15 protein-coding genes are annotated in these 16,884 nt (G+C 73.4%); 11 read left to right on the top strand and 4 right to left on the bottom strand.

Features of this window, described 5'->3' with window-relative positions:
- Positions 1–13: 13 nt before the first annotated feature.
- The 9 genes from QPK52_RS04365 to QPK52_RS04325 all read left to right on the top strand — a co-directional run bounded on the left by QPK52_RS04365 (position 14) and on the right by QPK52_RS04325 (position 10,843).
- Positions 14–1,036 carry a sugar ABC transporter substrate-binding protein gene (locus tag QPK52_RS04365; RefSeq protein ID WP_410535676.1) on the top strand — a complete coding sequence of 341 codons (1,023 nt, stop codon included), beginning with the start codon at positions 14–16 and terminating at the stop codon, positions 1,034–1,036.
- Positions 1,036–2,586: a sugar ABC transporter ATP-binding protein gene (locus QPK52_RS04360; protein ID WP_410535675.1), complete on the top strand. Its 1,551-nt coding sequence runs from the start codon at positions 1,036–1,038 to the stop codon at positions 2,584–2,586. The genes QPK52_RS04365 and QPK52_RS04360 overlap by 1 nt, the downstream gene beginning before the upstream one ends.
- Before the next feature lie 72 nt (positions 2,587–2,658).
- Positions 2,659–3,114, top strand: a complete 456-nt coding sequence (gene rbsD, locus QPK52_RS04355; RefSeq protein ID WP_410535674.1) for a D-ribose pyranase — start codon at positions 2,659–2,661, stop codon at positions 3,112–3,114.
- A 70-nt stretch (positions 3,115–3,184) separates the two neighbouring features.
- Positions 3,185–3,901: a deoxyribose-phosphate aldolase gene (deoC, locus tag QPK52_RS04350; RefSeq protein ID WP_410535673.1), complete on the top strand. Its 717-nt coding sequence runs from the start codon at positions 3,185–3,187 to the stop codon at positions 3,899–3,901.
- Positions 3,902–4,006: 105 nt separating this feature from the next.
- A complete protein-coding gene (locus tag QPK52_RS04345) occupies positions 4,007–4,765 on the top strand; it encodes a GntR family transcriptional regulator (protein ID WP_410540194.1) in 759 nt (252 codons plus the stop codon).
- A 238-nt stretch (positions 4,766–5,003) separates the two neighbouring features.
- On the top strand, positions 5,004–6,158 hold the full coding sequence (locus QPK52_RS04340; protein ID WP_410535672.1) for a CaiB/BaiF CoA transferase family protein: 1,155 nt from the start codon (positions 5,004–5,006) through the stop codon (positions 6,156–6,158).
- Complete coding sequence (locus tag QPK52_RS04335) at positions 6,155–7,297, top strand: acyl-CoA dehydrogenase family protein (RefSeq protein WP_410535671.1); 1,143 nt, start codon at positions 6,155–6,157, stop codon at positions 7,295–7,297. The genes QPK52_RS04340 and QPK52_RS04335 overlap by 4 nt, the downstream gene beginning before the upstream one ends.
- Before the next feature lie 29 nt (positions 7,298–7,326).
- On the top strand, positions 7,327–8,553 hold the full coding sequence (locus QPK52_RS04330; RefSeq protein ID WP_410535670.1) for an acetyl-CoA C-acetyltransferase: 1,227 nt from the start codon (positions 7,327–7,329) through the stop codon (positions 8,551–8,553).
- An 88-nt stretch (positions 8,554–8,641) separates the two neighbouring features.
- Complete coding sequence (locus QPK52_RS04325; protein ID WP_410535669.1) at positions 8,642–10,843, top strand: 3-hydroxyacyl-CoA dehydrogenase NAD-binding domain-containing protein; 2,202 nt, start codon at positions 8,642–8,644, stop codon at positions 10,841–10,843.
- Between the two features lie 49 nt (positions 10,844–10,892).
- Here QPK52_RS04325 and QPK52_RS04320 read toward each other — a convergent pair whose 3' ends face one another.
- Genes QPK52_RS04320 through QPK52_RS04310 form a run of 3 tightly spaced genes read right to left on the bottom strand, consistent with a single transcriptional unit; the run spans position 10,893 to position 13,708 of the window.
- On the bottom strand, positions 10,893–11,615 hold the full coding sequence (locus QPK52_RS04320; RefSeq protein WP_093656115.1) for a MerR family transcriptional regulator: 723 nt from the start codon (positions 11,613–11,615) through the stop codon (positions 10,893–10,895).
- 19 nt (positions 11,616–11,634) lie between these two features.
- On the bottom strand, positions 11,635–12,156 hold the full coding sequence (locus tag QPK52_RS04315; RefSeq protein ID WP_410535668.1) for a class I SAM-dependent methyltransferase: 522 nt from the start codon (positions 12,154–12,156) through the stop codon (positions 11,635–11,637).
- Complete coding sequence (locus tag QPK52_RS04310) at positions 12,077–13,708, bottom strand: ABC-F family ATP-binding cassette domain-containing protein (protein ID WP_410535667.1); 1,632 nt, start codon at positions 13,706–13,708, stop codon at positions 12,077–12,079. Before QPK52_RS04310 ends, QPK52_RS04315 begins: the two co-directional genes overlap by 80 nt.
- A gap of 433 nt (positions 13,709–14,141) precedes the next feature.
- Here QPK52_RS04310 and QPK52_RS04305 point away from each other — a divergent pair, with 433 nt between their 5' ends.
- Positions 14,142–14,828 (top strand): nitroreductase family protein, encoded by a 687-nt coding sequence (locus tag QPK52_RS04305; protein ID WP_410535666.1) that lies wholly within the window; start codon positions 14,142–14,144, stop codon positions 14,826–14,828.
- On the top strand, positions 14,825–15,475 hold the full coding sequence (locus tag QPK52_RS04300) for a uridine kinase (protein ID WP_410535665.1): 651 nt from the start codon (positions 14,825–14,827) through the stop codon (positions 15,473–15,475). The genes QPK52_RS04305 and QPK52_RS04300 overlap by 4 nt, the downstream gene beginning before the upstream one ends.
- Positions 15,476–15,524: 49 nt before the next feature.
- On the opposite strand, the gene QPK52_RS04295 is transcribed toward QPK52_RS04300, so the two are convergent.
- Positions 15,525–16,652, bottom strand: coding sequence for a family 43 glycosylhydrolase (locus QPK52_RS04295; protein WP_410535664.1), 1,128 nt, complete (start codon positions 16,650–16,652; stop codon positions 15,525–15,527).
- Positions 16,653–16,884 lie beyond the last annotated feature (232 nt).

Below are 16,884 nucleotides of genomic sequence, written 5' to 3'. Positions count from 1 at the left end.
CCAAGGAACGCCCATGTCTGCTCGCACTCTCCTCAGAGGCATCGCCGCCGCCACGGCCGCCGCCGCCACCCTCACCCTCAGCGCGTGCGGCGCCGTCACCCCCGCCGACTCCGGCGGCTCGGAGGACGGCTCCTTCGAACTCGCCTCCCACATCCAGCAGCGCATCGACGACGGCGAGCCGATGCGGATCAAGCTCAGCTACCACGACCCCTCCCTGGCCTTCGCCACGCCGATCGGCGCGGGCATGGAGAAGGCGGGCGAGGAGCTGGGGGCCGACGTCGCCCTCATCGGGCCCACCGGCGGCGACGCCGCCCAGCAGGTGTCCGAGATACAGACGCTGATCCAGCAGAAGGCCGTGGACGGCCTCGCCGTCTCCTCCGCCTCCAGCGACGCCCTGAAGCCGGTCATCGCCCAGGCCTACGACGCGGGCATCCCGATCATCTCCTTCAACACCGACAACCCCGACTCCAAGCAGATGGGCTTCGTCGGCCAGGACCTCAAGGGCTCGGGCAAGGCCCAGGCCGAGCGGCTGCTCGAGGAACTGGACGGGACGAACGAGGGCAAGGTCGTCGTCTTCTCCGTGGACACCGGGGCCGGCTGGTCGCACGACCGGTTCGGCGGCTTCAAGGAGGGGCTGGACGGCAGCGGCCTGGAGATCGTCGGGCCGGTGAACGTCGGCAACGAGCCCAGCGCCGCCTACAACACCGTCGAGTCCACCATGTCCGGCCAGTCCGGTGTCGTGGCGGTCGCGGGACTGGACTGCTGCTCGACGACCGCCGCCGCCAAGTGGGTGGCGCAGTCCGGCGATGCCGGTGACATCGCCATGGGCGGCTTCGATCTCCTCACCCGGACGGCCGAGTACATCGACGAGGGGGTGCTGGACTTCACGATCAGCCAGAACCCCACCGAGCAGGGCTACCAGGCCGTGAAGGTGCTGCACGACTTCCTCACCGAGGGCACCGAGATCGAGGGCATGGACACCGGGGCTCAGTTCATCACCCGGGACAACCTCGACGAAGCGGCCGTGGAGGACTGATGACCGCCACCTCCCGCGAGACCGCCCCGGCCACCGCCTCCCGCGAGACCGCCCCGGCCGTCAGCGTCCGCGGTCTGTCCCGCAGCTTCGGCCCGGTGCGCGCCCTCGACGACGTCTCCTTCGATGTCCCCGCGGGTGAGGTCACCGCACTGCTGGGGGAGAACGGTGCCGGCAAGTCGACCCTGCTCAAGATCCTGGCCGGCCTCCAGCCGCCCAGCGACGGCGGCGTCACCGTGTTCGGCGAGGAGGTCACCTCCTTCGACCCGAGCACCATGCTCGGCCGGCACGGCGTCGCGATCGTCCCCCAGGAGCTGTCGCTGCTGCCCGACCGCAGCGTCGCCGAGAACGTCCTCAGCGGCGTCGAGCCGGGGAGCCGCTGGTTCCCCTCCCGGCGCCGGATGCTGGAGCGCACCGCCGAACTCCTCGAAGCGCTGGACCTCCGGCTGGACCCGGCCGCCCCCGTGCGGTCGCTGGACCTGGCCACCCAGCAGCTCGTCGTGGTGGCCCGCTCCGTCGCCCGGGGCTGCCGCGTGCTGATCCTGGACGAGCCGACGGCGATGCTCACCCCGGCCGAGGCCGAGCGGCTGTTCGCACTGATGGCCAGGCTCAAGGCGGACGGGACGACCATGCTCTACGTCTCGCACCGCATGCCCGAGGTCTTCCGGCTGGCCGACCGCATCGAGGTGCTACGGGACGGCACCCACGTCGCCTCCTGGCGCAGCGATGAGACCACCCCCGACCAGGCGGTCGCCGCCATGGTCGGCCGCGAACTGGGGCAGCTCACCCGCCGCGCGGAGCGCCCCGCCCGGCCCGCCGGGGAACCCGCCCTGCGGGTGCGGGAACTGAGCGGGCGGCGGCACACCGACGTCTCCTTCGACCTGCGCCCCGGCGAGATCCTGGGCGTGGCCGGACTGCCCGACTCCGGCCGGGTGGAGATGCTGCACAACATCTTCGGCGGCGAGAGGGGGACCGGCGGCACGGTGGAGCTGCTGGGCAGGCCCTACGAGCGGCGCGACCCCATCGCCAGCGTCGAGCGCCGCCTGGCGTTCGTCCCCGGTGAGCGCCGCGCTCAGGGCCTGCTGACCACCATGAGCGTCGGCGAGAACGTCGGCGCGCTGATGACGAAGCCGCTCAGCCGCCTCGGGCTCGTACGCCGCCGGGCCCTGGACCGGCGGGCCGCCGAGCAGGCGAGGAGGCTGCGGGTCAAGACCGCCACCATGAGCCAGCCCATCACCAGCCTCTCCGGCGGCAACCAGCAGAAGGCCGTGCTCGGCCGCTGGCTGGCGATCGACCCGGGAGTGCTGATCCTCGACGAGCCCACGCGCGGCGTGGACGTCGGGGCCAAGGCCGAGATCTACGAGCAGCTCTTCGAGCTGGCGGAGAGGGGCCTGGCGATCCTGTGCTCCTCCTCCGACCTGCCCGAACTGCTCACCCTGACCGACCGGATCGCGGTGATGAGCGAAGGCCGCCTGGTCGGCACCGTCGAGGCCGCGGAGGCGACCGAGGAATCGGTCATGGCCCTGGCCACCGGAGCGGTGCCGGCCGCCTGACACCCGCCCCGGCTCCCCACTCCTGCCGCACCTCCCACCCATGCCCCCGTACCTTCCGGAAAGGACCCCGTCATGAAGCGCTCCGGCATCCTCAACGCCGAACTGAGCGGAGCCCTGGCCACGCTCGGCCACACCGACCTGCTGATGGTCGTGGACGCCGGCTTCCCCGTCCCCCGCGGTGCGCACCGCATCGACCTCGCCATCGCCGAGAACCTGCCGGACCTGCGGACCGTGCTCGGCCTGATCGCCGACGAACTGGTCGTCGAGGGCGTGGTGCGCGCCGAGGACGTCCCGTCCAACAACCCGCGGCTCGACCAGTGGCTGCGCGAACGCTTCGCCGACGCGGAGTTCACCACGCGCCCGCACGCCGAGGTGCTCGGCGAACTGGCCCACCAGGCCAAGGTCGTCGTGCGCACCGGGGCCTTCGAACCGTGGGGCAACATCGGCCTGTTCTGCGGCGTCGACGTCCCCCGGTGGTTCGGCGGGGAGGGCGTCGTCGTCCCGGACCACTACGCGTCCAAGCTCTGACCCTCGCGGCGGCCCGCCCGCCGCGCCGACCCACAGCCTCCAACACGGCTTCCACCACAGGAGACCCCGAATGTCCGACACCACCACCACGGCCACCGCCGAACCGACGCTCAGCCCGGCCGAGATGGCGCCCTACATCCAGCACACCAGAATCGACCCGGACGCCACCCGCGACGACATGGTCGCCCACGCCCGGGAAGCGGTCGCCCACGGCTTCAACGCCGCGATGGTCCCCGCCTCCTGGGTCCCCGTCGTGGCCGCCGAACTGCGCGGCACCGGCATCGAGGTGGCCTCGGCCCTGGACTTTCCGACCGTCGGCGTCATGACCAGCGCGGGCAAGGCGGCCGAGGCCGCCGAGATCGCCCGCCTGGGCGCGACGCAGCTCGACATCGGCGTGCAGATCGGCTGGCTCAAGAGCGGTATGTACGACGAGTTCCGGGAGGACATCGCCGGCGTCGTACGGGCCTCGGGCCTGCCCGTCAAGGTCATGCTGGAACTGCCGCTGCTCACCGACGCGGAGAAGGAGGCCGCCGTCGAACTGGCCATGGAGGCGGGCGCGGCCTACCTGAAGAACGCCAGCAGCGGGCAGATCGAGACCGCGAATCCGACGAGTGTTCGCTACCTTGTCGACCGGGCACGGGACGGCGTTCGGGTGAAGGCCTCCGGGTCCATCAAGAGCTACCGTCAGGGCCTGGAACTCCTGCGCGCCGGGGCCTCGCTGCTCGGCACCAGTGCCGGCGTGGCGATCGTCACCGACGCCGCCGACGATTCGACCACCAGCTACTGACGGCCGGCCGCCGCCGTTCCCCGCCCGCCCCGCCCGCCCGCCCGGCGCGGGGCGGGCGGGGCACGGTGACCGAGCACTTCGCAACCGGAGAGGAGACGCGTGACCGTGACGGCCGACGAGGGAGGTCTTCCGGACATCAAGCGCAACGTTCCCACCGCGATCCACGCCCAGATCTCGGAGCACATCCGGCTGCGCATCGCCGGCGGCGAGTGGCCGCCGCACTACCGCCTCAAGAGCGAACCCGAACTGGCCCAGGAGTTCGGCGTCAGCCGCGGCACCGTACGCAGGGCCCTGGCGACCCTCATCGAGGAGGGGCTGCTGCGGCAGGTGCGCGGACGCGGCACGTTCGTCACCTCCACGGTGATCGAGCCGGCCATCGCCCAGAAGCTCAGCACCCTGTCGGAGGACTTCGCCAGCCAGGGCGTCGTCATCTCCACCAGAGTGCGCGAGAGCTCCCTGATCACCCCGCCCCGTCCGGTCGCCGCCCTGCTGGACGCGGCCCCCGGCACACAGGTGCTGCGCCTGGTGCGGGTGCGCAGCACCGAGGAGGGGCCGGTCGCCCTGCTGTTCAACTTCGTGCGGGCCGACCTCGCGCCCGGCATCGAGAAGGTGGACTTCACGGCCTCCAGCCTCTTCGGGGCGCTGGAGGGGGCCTACGGCCTGAAGATCGCCTCGGCCCGCCGCACCTTCAGCGCGGAGGCCGCCTCGCGGGAGGTCGCGGAGGCCCTGTCGCTGGCCGAGGGCGCCCCCGTGCAGTACCTCCAGCAGGTCACCTACCTCGCCGACGACCGCCCGGTGGAGTACTCGGACGTGTGGATCCACAGCGGCCGCCTGCGCGTCACCTCCCTGCTGCAGCGCAGATGAGGACGGCCGCGCGCCGCCCCGCCCCGTATGCCGAAGGCCTGTCCCCCGGAGGACAGGCCTTCGGCATACGGGGCTTTCCGGTACGGCCGGGTCCGGTACGGCGCAGGGCACGGGCACAACGTTCCGCGTGCGCCCCCGCGAGGGGTTGTGGAAAGTGGAACGCGTTCTTAGCATCGCCGGTGTTACATCATTGGTGTCATACGGTCGCGGCGCGGCGGCCCGGACGGTTGGAGACCGGATGGCAGCGGCAGGCACAGGCCCCGGCCCGCTCGCCGGAGTGCGGGTGGTGGAGCTGGCGGGCATCGGGCCCGGCCCGTTCGCCGCGATGCTCCTGGCCGACCTCGGCGCCGACGTCGTCCGCGTCGACCGGCCCGGCGGGCAGGCCCTCGGCATCGACCCCGCCCTCGACGTCACCGGCCGCAACAAGCGCTCGGTGGTGGTCGACCTCAAGGCCGACGGCGGCCCCGCAGCCGTACTCGACCTGGCCGAACGCGCCGACGTGCTGGTCGAGGGCTGGCGCCCCGGGGTCGCCGAACGCCTGGGCGTCGGCCCCGGACCGTGCCTGGCCCGCAACCCGAAGCTGGTCTACGGACGGATGACCGGCTGGGGCCAGGACGGCCCCCTGGCCACCAGCGCCGGACACGACATCGGCTACACCGCCGTCACCGGCGCGCTGGGCATGATCGGCCCGGCCGGCGGACCGCCCGCGATCCCCGCCAACCTGCTCGGCGACTACGCCGGCGGCTCCCTCTACCTCGTCGTCGGCGTCCTCGCCGCCCTCCACCACGCCCGCGCCGAGGGCGGCGGCGGCCAGGTCGTGGACGCCGCCATCGTGGACGGCACCAGCCACCTCACGGCAATGATCCACGGCATGCTGGCCGCCGGAGCCTGGCAGGACCGCCGGGGCGCCAACCTGCTGGACGGCGGCTGCCCCTTCTACGGCGTCTACGAGACCGCGGACGGCGGCTGGATGGCGGTCGGCGCGCTGGAGCGGCCGTTCTACGACGAGTTCGCCCGGCTGGTCGGCCTGGACGAGCGGACCGCGGCCGACCGCGACGACCCCGCCCGCTGGGACGGGCTGCGCGGGGCCGTCGCCGCCCGCTTCCGCACCCGCACCCGGGCGGAGTGGACGGAGGTCTTCGAGGGCACCGACGCCTGCGTGGCCCCCGTGCTCTCCCTGCGGGAGGCCCCCGCCCACCCCCACCTGGCCGCCCGCGGCACCTACACCGAGTACGCGGGAGCCGTCCAGCCCGCCCCCGCCCCCCGCTTCTCCGCCACCCCCGGCGCGCTGCGCCGCCCGCCCGCCACGCCCGGCGCGGACGCCGCCGAGGTGGCCCGCGAATGGGACCTGCCCGCACTCATGCCCGGCCCGCGACAGGAAGGCTCACGATGAAGCGGAAGATCTTCACCGAGGACCACGAGGCCTTCCGGCGGACGGTCCGGGCCTTCCTGGAGCGGGAGGTGCTGCCGCACTACGAGCGCTGGGAGCGCGAGGGCGCCGTCGACCGCGAGGTGTGGCGCGCCGCCGGACGCCAGGGCCTGCTGGGGGTGGCCGTCCCCGAGGAGTACGGCGGCGGCGGGCAGGACGACTTCCGCTACGGCGCCGTGCTGGCCGAGGAGTTCACCAGGGCGGGCACGCCCGGCCTGGCGATCGGCCTGCACAACGACGTCATCGGCCCGTATCTGACCTCCCTGGCCACCGAGGAGCAGAAGAAGCGCTGGCTGCCCGGCTTCTGCTCCGGCGAGACGATCACCGCCATCGCCATGACCGAGCCCGGCGCGGGCTCCGACCTCCAGGGCATCCGCACATCGGCCGAGGACCGCGGCGACCACTGGCTGCTCAACGGCTCCAAGACCTTCATCTCCAACGGCATCCTGGCCGACCTGGTGATCGTCGTCGCCAGGACGACCCCCGAGGGCGGCGCCAAGGGGCTGAGCCTGCTGGTCGTCGAGCGCGGCACGGCCGGCTTCGAACGCGGCCGCAACCTCGACAAGATCGGCCAGAAGTCCCAGGACACCGCCGAGCTGTTCTTCCACGACGTGCGCGTGCCCAAGGAGAACCTGCTGGGCGAGCGGGACGGCGCGTTCGTCCACCTGATGACGCAGCTCGCCCAGGAGCGGCTGGCCATCGCGGTGGCCGGCATCGCCGGCGCCGAGCACCTGCTGGAGATCACGCGCGAGTACGTCACCGGGCGCGAGGCGTTCGGCCGGCCGCTCGCCCGGCTCCAGCACGTACGCTTCGAGGTGGCGGAGATGGCCACCGAGTGCGCCGTCACCCGCGCCTTCGTCGACCGCTGCATCGAGGACCACGTCAGCGGCGAGCTGGACGCCGTCCACGCCTCGATGGCCAAGTGGTGGGCGACCGAACTGCAAAAACGCACCGCCGACCGCTGCCTCCAGCTCCACGGCGGCTACGGCTACATGAGCGAGTACCCCGTCGCCAGGGCGTTCACCGACGGGCGCATCCAGACCATCTACGGCGGCACGACCGAGATCATGAAGGAGATCATCGGCCGTTCCCTGCTCTCCTGACCCACCCCTTCCGGAAGGCATCTTCGACCGTGACGACCCACGCGAGCAACGACGCGTACATCTACGACGCCATCCGCACCCCGCGCGGGCGCGGCAAGGCCAATGGCGCCCTGCACGGCACCAAGCCGATCGACCTGGTCGTCGGCCTGATCCACGAGCTGCGCCGCCGCTTCCCCGGCCTGGACCCGGCCGCCATCGACGACATCGTGCTCGGCGTCGTCACCCCCGTCGGCGACCAGGGCGCCGACATCGCCCGCACCGCCGCCATCGCCGCCGGGCTGCCCGACACCGTCGCCGGCGTCCAGGAGAACCGCTTCTGCGCCTCGGGCCTGGAGGCCGTCAACCTGGCCGCCGCCAAGGTCCGCTCCGGCTGGGAGGACCTGGTCCTGGCCGGCGGTGTGGAGTCGATGTCGCGGGTGCCGATGGGCTCCGACGGCGGCGCCTGGGCCATGGACCCGATGACCAGCTTCGAGACCGCCTTCGTCCCGCAGGGCATCGGCGCCGACCTCATCGCCACCATCGAGGGCTTCTCCCGCCGTGACGTGGACGAGTACGCCGCGATGTCGCAGGAGCGCGCGGCCACCGCCTGGAAGGAGGGCCGCTTCGACCGCTCGGTCGTCCCCGTCACCGACCGCAACGGCCTGGTCGTCCTCGACCGCGACGAGCACATGCGCCCGGGCACCACGGCCGACTCCCTCGCCTCCCTCAAGCCGTCCTTCGCCACCATCGGCGAGGCGGGCGGCTTCGACGCGGTGGCGCTGCAGAAGTACCACTGGGTGGAGCGGATCGACCACGTCCACCACGCGGGCAACTCCTCCGGCATCGTGGACGGCTCCGCGCTGGTGGCCATCGGCAGCCGCGAGGTCGGCGAGCGCCACGGCCTCGCCCCCCGCGCCCGGATCGTCTCGGCCGCCGTCTCCGGCTCCGAGCCGACGATCATGCTCACCGGCCCGGCCCCGGCCTCCCGCAAGGCGCTGGCCAAGGCGGGGCTGACCGTCGACGACCTGGATCTGGTGGAGATCAACGAGGCGTTCGCGGCCGTCGTCCTGCGCTTCGTGCGGGACATGGGCCTGCCCATGGAGAAGGTCAACGTCAACGGCGGAGCCATCGCCATGGGCCACCCGCTGGGCGCCACCGGCGCGATGATCCTGGGCACCCTCGTGGACGAGCTGGAGCGCCGCGACCTGCGCTACGGCCTGGCCACCCTCTGCGTCGGCGGCGGCATGGGCATCGCCACCGTCGTCGAGCGGCTCTGACCCCCACCGCGCCCGACGGCACCTGCCCCGCCCCACCCACCCAGAACCTTCCGACGCAGCCAGACCTCAACGGAGACCGAAACCCACCATGGCAGCCCCCGCAGCCCCCTCCACCATCCGCTGGGAGCAGGACGACACCGGTGTCGTCACCCTCACCCTGGACGACCCCGGTCAGTCCGCCAACACCATGAACGCCGCGTTCGCCGCCTCGCTCGCGGCCGTCGCCGACCGCCTGGAGGCCGAGCGCGAGAGCGTCCGCGGCGTCATCGTCACCTCCGCCAAGAAGACCTTCTTCGCCGGCGGCGACCTCAACGACCTGCTGGCGGTACGGCCCGAGCAGGCCGGCGAACTCTACGAGCGCGGCATGGCCATGAAGCGGAACCTGCGCCGCGTCGAGACCCTCGGCGTGCCCGTCGTCGCCGCGATCAACGGCGCGGCCCTCGGCGGCGGCCTGGAGATCGCGCTGGCCTGCCACCACCGCGTCGCACTCGACGCCCCGGGCTCGAAGATCGGCCTGCCCGAGGCCACCCTCGGCCTGCTGCCCGGCGGCGGGGGAGTGGTGCGCACCGTGCGGCTGCTGGGCATCACCGACGCCCTGCTGAACGTACTGCTCCAGGGCAGGCAGTACCGCCCCCGCCAGGCCATGGAGAAGGGCCTGGTCCACGAGGTCGCCGGCACCCCCGAGGAGATGCTCGCGCGGGCGCGGGCGTTCATCGACGCCAACCCCTCCTCCGTCCAGCCCTGGGACGTCAAGGGGTACAGGATCCCCGGCGGCACCCCCGCCAACCCGAAGTTCGCCGCCAACCTCCCGGCCTTCCCCGCCAACCTCGCCAAGCAGCTCGGCGGCGCCCCCTACCCGGCCCAGCGCAACATCCTGGCCGCGGCCGTCGAGGGCGCCCAGGTCGACTTCGAGACCGCCCAGGCGATCGAGTCGCGCTACTTCACCGAGCTGGCGACCGGGCAGACCGCCAAGAACATGATCCAGGCGTTCTTCTTCGACCTCCAGGCCGTCAACTCCGGCCGCAGCCGCCCCCGGGGCGTCGAGCCCCGCAAGGTGCGCAAGGTGGCCGTGCTCGGCGCCGGGATGATGGGCGCGGGCATCGCCTACGCCTGCGCGAAGGCCGGGATCGAGGTCGTGCTCAAGGACGTGAGCGCCGAGGCCGCCGAGAAGGGCAAGGCGTACTCCGCCGGCCTGCTGGACAAGGCGCTGGCCAGGGGCCGCACCACCCCCGAGAAGCGCGAGGCGCTGCTGGCCCGCATCACTCCCACCGCGGAGGCGGCCGACCTCGCCGGATGCGACGCGGTGATCGAGGCCGTCTTCGAGGACACCGCCCTCAAGCACAAGGTGTTCGCCGAGATCCAGGACGTCGTCGCCCCCGACGCGCTGCTGTGCTCCAACACCTCCACCATCCCGATCACCTCGCTGGCCGAGGGCGTGAAGCGGCAGCAGGACTTCATCGGACTGCACTTCTTCTCGCCCGTCGACAAGATGCCGCTGGTGGAGATCATCCGCGGTGAGCGGACCGGTGACGAGGCCACCGCCCGCGCCTTCGACCTGGTGCGGCAGATCGGCAAGACCCCGATCGTGGTGGGCGACTCGCGCGGCTTCTTCACCTCGCGCGTGATCGGCCGGTTCATCAACGAGGGCGTGGCGCTGGTCGCCGAGGGCGTGGACCCGGCCTCCGTGGAACAGGCCGCCGCCCAGGCCGGCTACCCCGCCAAGGTGCTCTCCCTGATGGACGAGCTGACCCTGACCCTGCCGCGGAAGATCCGGAACGAGGCGCGGCGCGCGGTGGAGGCCGCGGGCGGCACCTGGGAGCCGCACCCGGCCGACGCGGTCATCGACCGGATGGTCGACGAGTTCGGCCGCACCGGCCGCAGCGGCGGCGCCGGCTTCTACGAGTACGACGCGGACGGCCGGCGCGCGGGTCTGTGGCCGGGGCTGCGCGAGCACTTCACCCGTCCCGACGCGGCCGTCCCCTTCACGGACATGAAGGAGCGGATGCTCTTCTCCGAGGCGCTCGACAGCGTGCGCTGCCTTCAGGAGGGCGTGCTGACCTCGGTCGCGGACGCCAACATCGGCTCCATCCTGGGCATCGGCTTCCCCGGCTGGACCGGCGGCGTGCTCCAGTACATCAACGGCTACGAGGGCGGCCTGCCCGGCTTCACGGCGCGGGCCCGCGAGCTCCAGGCGCTGTACGGCGACCGGTTCGCACCGCCCGCGCTGCTGGTGGAGAAGGCGGAGAGGGGCGAGACCTTCACCGACACGCCCGCCGCGCCCGCCGCGTAGGCCCTGCCGGGCGGGGGCCGCGCAGGCGCCCCCGCCCGGTGCGCGCGGGTCATCCCTCGTCGGGGAAGGACGCCTTCAGCTCCTCGCGCATGGAGCGCTGGAAGGCGGTCACCAGCGCCTGCACGATCATGGGCTGCATATGGGCCGACAGCGTCCGCATCGTCTCCACCTGCTCGGGGTCGGACTCGCGCCGCCGGTAGGGCTCCCAGACCTCCTCCTTGAACATCCTGCTCAGCTCGCGGGCCGCCTCGCGGCTGTGCTCCAGGACGACCTCGCGCGCCGCCAGCAGCGTCTTCAGCGAGACCGGCACCTCCAGCAGCCGCACCCCCAGGTGCAGGATCACCGGGTCTATGCGGAAGACGTCCGGGTCGTCGGTCCGGGCCAGGACGTTCATCGCCGCGAGCCGGTCGAGGTCGTCCTCGGTCAGACGCCGCCCGGCCCGCCGCTCCAGCTTCTCCCTGGTGGCCTCCGCCTCGGCGTCCGGCGCCCAGGAGGCCACCAGGGCCCGGTGCAGGGCGAGATCCTCGGGGCTGAGATCCGGGGGCAGCTGCCGCAGGTAGCGCTCGATGGCCGCCAGCGTCATCCCCTGGTGCTGCAACTCCTCGATCAGCGCGAGCCGCGACAGATGGCCGGGCCCGTACCGCCCCACGCGCCGCGGCCCGATCTCCGGCGGCGGAAGCAGCCCCCGGGTGGAGTAGAAGCGGATCGTGCGGACGGTGACGCCGGCGCGCGCGGCCAGCTCGTCGACGGTCAGTGAGGCAGCCGGATCCATGTCGGACAGTATTGCTGTCTCACCGTGGTTGTGAAACCTCTCCCGGCGCCTCGGGGGCGGGCGGCCGTGATCCAGTGGGCGAAGGGGAGTTCCCGTCCCCGGGCCAGGCCGGTGAAGCCGGCCGCGGCGATCGTCTCCCGGTGCCGCCCGGAGGGCCCGCGGAAGTCCGCCACCAGCAGGCGGCCCCCGGCCGCAGCACGCGGAACGTCTCGGCGAAGGCGTGCTCGTACCGGTCGGCGCGAACGTGGTGGACGGCGAAGCCGGTGACGACGGCGTCGAACGAGCCGTCCGCGGCACCGCCCTGCCCGGGGCGTCCCGGGCGGAACCGGAGAACGGGCTCGCGGAGCCGACCCGCCGCATGCTCACCGGCGGCGCGCGCCCGGGGACGGCCGGGAGCTGAACCGGAGGCGCGCCCCGCCCCCGGTTCCTGCCCCCGCCTTCCGGTCCTCCGCCCCGGGCGGCTACAGCGGATCGGTCTCGGACAGCCGCCCGTCCAGCAGCAGCCACCGGGTGATCCCGATCTCCCGCAGGAACGCCACATCGTGACTCGCCACGACCAGCGCGCCCTCGTAGCCCGCCAGGGCGCCGGTGAGCTGCCGCACGCTGGCCATGTCGAGGTTGTTCGTCGGCTCGTCCAGCATCAGCAGCTGCGGTGCGGGCTCGGCCAGCATCAGCGCCGCCAGCGCCGCCCGGAAGCGCTCGCCACCCGAGAGCGTCCCGGCCGGGCGGTCCGCCCGCGCGCCCCGGAACAGGAAGCGGGCCAGCCGCGCCCGGACCCGGTTGTCGGTCGCCCCCGGCGCGAAGCGCGCCACGTTCGCCGCGACCGACAGCGCGTCGTCCAGCACGTCCAGACGCTGCGGCAGATACCGCACCGGAACGTGCGCCACCGCCTCGCCCGCCGCCGGCTCCAGCTCCCCGGCGATCGTGCGCAGAAGCGTGGTCTTGCCCGCACCGTTGCGCCCGACCAGCGCCACGCGCTCCGGCCCGCGCAACTCCAGCTCCGCACGGGCCCCGCAGCGCAGCTCCAGACCGCGCAGGGTCAGGACGGTGCGGCCGCGCGGCACGGCGGTGTACGGCAGGTCGACGCGGATCTCGTCGTCGTCCCGCAACGCCTCGGCGGCCTCGTCCAGCCGCCCCCGCGCCTCCTCCAGCCGCTCCTCGTGCAGGATGCGGTGCTTGCCCGCCGAGACCTGGGCCGCACGCTTGCGCGCTCCCGCCACGATCTTCGGCAGGCCCGCGGTGGCGGCGGCCTTGCGGCCCTGGCGCATGCGCCCGGCGAGCTTGTCGTGCGCGTCGACCAGATCGCGCTTCTGCCGCCTCACGTCCGCCCTCGCCGCGCGGACCGCCCGCTCGGCCGCCTCCTGCTCGGTTGCCAGGGCCTCCTCGTAGGCGTCGACGTTCCCGCCGTACCACTGGACCCCGCCGCCGCGCAGATCGGCGATCCGGTCCATGTGCCGCAGCAGTTCGCGGTCGTGGCTGACCACCAGCAGCACCCCGCTCCAGGAGCGGACGGCCTCGTACAGCCGTCCGCGCGCGGTGATGTCGAGGTTGTTCGTCGGCTCGTCCAGCAGCAGGATCCGCGGCCGGGCCAGCAGCAGCGCGGCCAGCCGCAGCAGCACCGCCTCACCGCCCGACACCTCGCCGATGGTGCGGTCCAGGCCGATGTGCCCCAGGCCGAGCTGGTCGAGGACCGCGCGGGCGCGCTCCTCCACGTCCCAGTCGTCGCCGACGGCCGCGAAGTTCTCCTCGCTCGCGTCCCCGGCCTCGATGGCGTGCAGCGCGGCGCGGGTCCCGGCGATGCCCAGGGCCCGGTCCACGCGCATCGCGGTGTCCAGGTGGACGGTCTGGGGGAGGTGGCCCACCTCGCCCGTGGTGCGCACCGAGCCCCTGACCGGGGTCAGCTCGCCCGCGATCAGCTTCAGCAGCGTGGATTTGCCGGCGCCGTTGAGGCCGACCAGCCCGGTGCGGCCGGGGCCCGCGGAGAACTGGAAGTCCTCCAGCACGGGGGTGCCGTCCGGCCAGGCGAAGTGCACCCCGGTGCAGACGACGGACGGACTGGACGGTGCGGGGGAGTGGGAAGGGGAAAGCGCCATACGGGCCTCCTGCTGCTCTCGGAGTGGAAGGGGAGCGACATGCGGGAGACACCGGGAAGGGACCCGTACGACGGTGGGGGAGCACGTGGGAGACGCGGAGCCGGAACCCCTGGACGGGGACGGGAACGGTCCGGCCGGCCGGTACGGCCCGGTCGGTCCGGAGGGCGGCTCACAGCCCGAGGTCGTCGCACAAGCGGATGCCGCGCGGACGCACACGCGTCCCGCGGTCCGGTGCCTCAGGACCTCAGGCGAGCAACGGCCTTCTCCGATCGACGACTACAGGGCCGGGTAAGACGTTAGGAGGGGCGGGCCGGGGCCGCAAACGGTTTTCCGCCGGCGTACCGCCGGACGCGCGAACGTAGGCGTGAACGGGCACGCGGACGGACGCACCGCGGTGTTTACCGCCGCCCGCGGGTGTGCTGTGCTGCGGCACATGGACCGTACCGATGGGCTCGCCGACGAGCCGTCCGCCGCCTGCCCCACCGTCCCGCACCGGCCGCTGCGCGTCCCCGCCGAGGAGGCCCAGAGCCGTGCCCGCGCCTTCCACGACGTGATGGCCCGCCGCCGTACCGTGCGCGACTTCTCCGGACGCCCCCTGCCCGAGGGCGTCCTGGAATGGGCGGTCCGCACCGCCGCCACCGCGCCCAGCGGGGCGAACGTCCAGCCGTGGCGCTTCGTCGTCCTCACCGACCCCGAGCGCAAGGCGCGGCTGCGCGCGGCGGCCGAGGCGGAGGAGCGCGAGTTCTACGGCCGCCGCGCGTCCGCCGAATGGCTTGACGCCCTGGCGCCGCTGGGCACCGACTGGCGCAAGCCGTTCCTGGAGACCGCCCCCGCGGTGATCGTGGTCTTCGAGGTACACAAGGGGCCCGGCTCTCCGCGCCCGTACTACACCAAGGAGTCGGTCGGCATCGCCGTCGGCCTGCTGCTGGCCGGCCTCCACCAGGCGGGCCTGGCCACCCTCACCCACACCCCCAGCCCGATGCGCTTCCTCAACGAGATCTGCGACCGCCCGCCCGAGGAGCGCGCCGCGTACGTCATCCCGGTCGGCTACCCGGCCGACGACGCGCAGGTCCCCGACATCCGCCGCAAGGACCTGGAGCAGGTCATGGTGCGGCTGTGACACCCCCGGCCCGCGGCGCGTTCACGCCTGTCACCCGGGAGCGGGCGACCGCCTCGCTCGCCGACCGCCTCGCGGGCGCCGAGGCCGCCGACGGCTCGCCCTGGCTGCGGGCCGCCGTGGACGGCGCCCCGGCCGCCCGGCCGCGGGAGTGGGCGGACGACCTGGCCGAGGCGCTGCGGCTGCGCGGCCGCCCGGTGCACCGGGTGAGCGCGGCCGGCTTCCTGCGGCCCGCCTCCCTGCGCCTGGAGTACGGCCACCGGGACCCGGACGCGTACTACGACCTGTGGCTGGACGACGGCGCCCTGTGGCGCGAGGTGTTCGGCCCGCTGGGCCCCGGCGGCACCGGCCGGGTGCTGCCCGACCTGTGGGACCCGGCCGCCGACCGCGCCACCCGCAGCCCGTACGTCCAACTGCCGCCCGGCGGCGTGCTGGTGATGGACGGCCCGCTGCTGCTCGGCCGCGGCTTCCCCTTCGACCTGGCGGTCCATCTGCTGCTCACCCCCGCCGCCCTGGCCCGCCGGACCCCGGCCGAGGACCACTGGAAGCTGCCGGCCTTCGCCCGCTACGAGGAGGAGGTGCGGCCGGGGGAGGCCGCCGACGTGGTCGTCCGCGCCGACGACCCCCGCCGCCCTGCCTGGACCGGCTGACCCGGCACCGGGCCGGACGGGCGGGGGCGCCGGCAGGCGCGATGCCGGGTCACGGGGTGCCGGAGGGCTCCTGGAGCACCGTGGAGGTGGAGACGGGGGTGCCGAAGTCGGGGGTGCCGTCGGCCTTCCAGTTCACCTTCTGGACGCGGGTGGTGCGGGTGCCGCTACAGCCCTCGCTCGGACTGGAGTTGGCGTGGTAGGCCATCCAGACCTCCTTGCCGTCGGGCGAGGGGAAGAAGAAGTTGTGCCCCGGCCCGTAGACGCCGGCCGCGTCGTTGCGCTGGAAGACGGGACTGGAGAACTTCCGCCACGCGCCCGCGGCCAGCGGGTCGCCACCGGTGAGTTCCATCAGCCCCAGCTTGTAGTCCGGGGTGTTGCAGTAGGAGGCGGAGTAGGTGAGGAAGATCCGGCCCCCGTGGTGCAGGACGACCGGCGCCTCGTTGACGCTCGCGCCCTGCCTCTCCCAGGAGTGCGTGGGGGAGGCGATGCGCACCGCGCGGCCGGTCGGCGTCCACGGGTTGCTCATCCGGACCGCGTACAGATTCTGCGTGCCGCCCTCCCAGAAGGAGTAGAGCATGTAGAGACGGCCGTCCGGCATGGACAGATAGGTGCTGTCGATCATCCAGCGGTTGTCGCCGTACGGGTCGACCTGGCCCTTGTAGGTGTAGGGGCCCAGGGGGCTGTTCCCGGCGCTCTCCAGGACGTGCACGTGCTGGTGGTCGATGTTCCCGGAGACGCCCGCGCTGTAGGTCAGGTACCAGCGCAGGCCGTTGGGGCCGTTGATGCGGTGGAGTTCGGGCGCCCAGAAGTTGCAGCACCGGGAGGCGACGGTCTCGCGGTAGACGGTGGTGGGGGCCGCGTCGCGCAGCCCGCCGAGTGTGGGGGAGCGGCGCATCTCCCAGTGGGAGGCCCAGGTGGTGCCCAGGTGGTAGTAGTACCCGGCGTAGCGGACGATCGTCGGGTCCGCGCCGTTCGCGGTGACCACCGGGTTGGTGAAGGTCCCGGCCGCCGCCGGGGCCGCCGCGGCCGATGCCGTGTTCTGCGGGGCGGCCCCGGCGCGGGGCGCGGGGGACCCCGGCAGGAGCGGGACCAGAAGGGCGAGGAGCGCCGCGACCAGAAGCGGTAATGCCCGGGTACGGGCGCCGGGACGCGGGTGTGGGGTGTGTGTGGGGGGCATGGGCGACTCCAGGTTCGATATATCGAACGCCATTCGTAATTCCGGGCGAACGTAGGCCCGCCGTACGCACTCGTCAAGGCTTCCGGCGTGGAATCGGCGGGAGCGCCGGTGGCTTTCGAGACACCTCTTCGAGACGCCTGCGGAACGGCCGACCGGTACGAGGCCCGGGACCCGCAATCCGCGCTCGGCGGCCACCGGGGCGTTCCGGGGCGCCCCTCCGTGCCGTCTGCCC

The organism is Streptomyces sp. KL2, from assembly GCF_046529545.1.
Classification (GTDB): Bacteria; Actinomycetota; Actinomycetes; order Streptomycetales; family Streptomycetaceae; genus Streptomyces; species Streptomyces radiopugnans.
This window is presented reverse-complemented; position numbering and strand designations above follow the sequence as displayed.

Bases quoted from the DNA above. Each gene is read 5' to 3' on its own strand.
- QPK52_RS04315 (WP_410535668.1), bottom strand. From the start codon at position 12,156: ATGTGGCGTTCCTGCGGGAGATCGGGATCACCCGGTGGCTGCTGCTGG.
- QPK52_RS04365 (WP_410535676.1), top strand. From the start codon at position 14: ATGTCTGCTCGCACTCTCCTCAGAGGCATCGCCGCCGCCACGGCCGCC.
- QPK52_RS04325 (WP_410535669.1), top strand. From the start codon at position 8,642: ATGGCAGCCCCCGCAGCCCCCTCCACCATCCGCTGGGAGCAGGACGAC.
- QPK52_RS04295 (WP_410535664.1), bottom strand. From the start codon at position 16,652: ATGCCCCCCACACACACCCCACACCCGCGTCCCGGCGCCCGTACCCGG.
- QPK52_RS04320 (WP_093656115.1), bottom strand. From the start codon at position 11,615: ATGGATCCGGCTGCCTCACTGACCGTCGACGAGCTGGCCGCGCGCGCC.
- QPK52_RS04305 (WP_410535666.1), top strand. From the start codon at position 14,142: ATGGACCGTACCGATGGGCTCGCCGACGAGCCGTCCGCCGCCTGCCCC.
- QPK52_RS04360 (WP_410535675.1), top strand. From the start codon at position 1,036: ATGACCGCCACCTCCCGCGAGACCGCCCCGGCCACCGCCTCCCGCGAG.
- QPK52_RS04310 (WP_410535667.1), bottom strand. From the start codon at position 13,708: ATGGCGCTTTCCCCTTCCCACTCCCCCGCACCGTCCAGTCCGTCCGTC.
- QPK52_RS04340 (WP_410535672.1), top strand. From the start codon at position 5,004: ATGGCAGCGGCAGGCACAGGCCCCGGCCCGCTCGCCGGAGTGCGGGTG.
- deoC (WP_410535673.1), top strand. From the start codon at position 3,185: ATGTCCGACACCACCACCACGGCCACCGCCGAACCGACGCTCAGCCCG.
- rbsD (WP_410535674.1), top strand. From the start codon at position 2,659: ATGAAGCGCTCCGGCATCCTCAACGCCGAACTGAGCGGAGCCCTGGCC.
- QPK52_RS04335 (WP_410535671.1), top strand. From the start codon at position 6,155: ATGAAGCGGAAGATCTTCACCGAGGACCACGAGGCCTTCCGGCGGACG.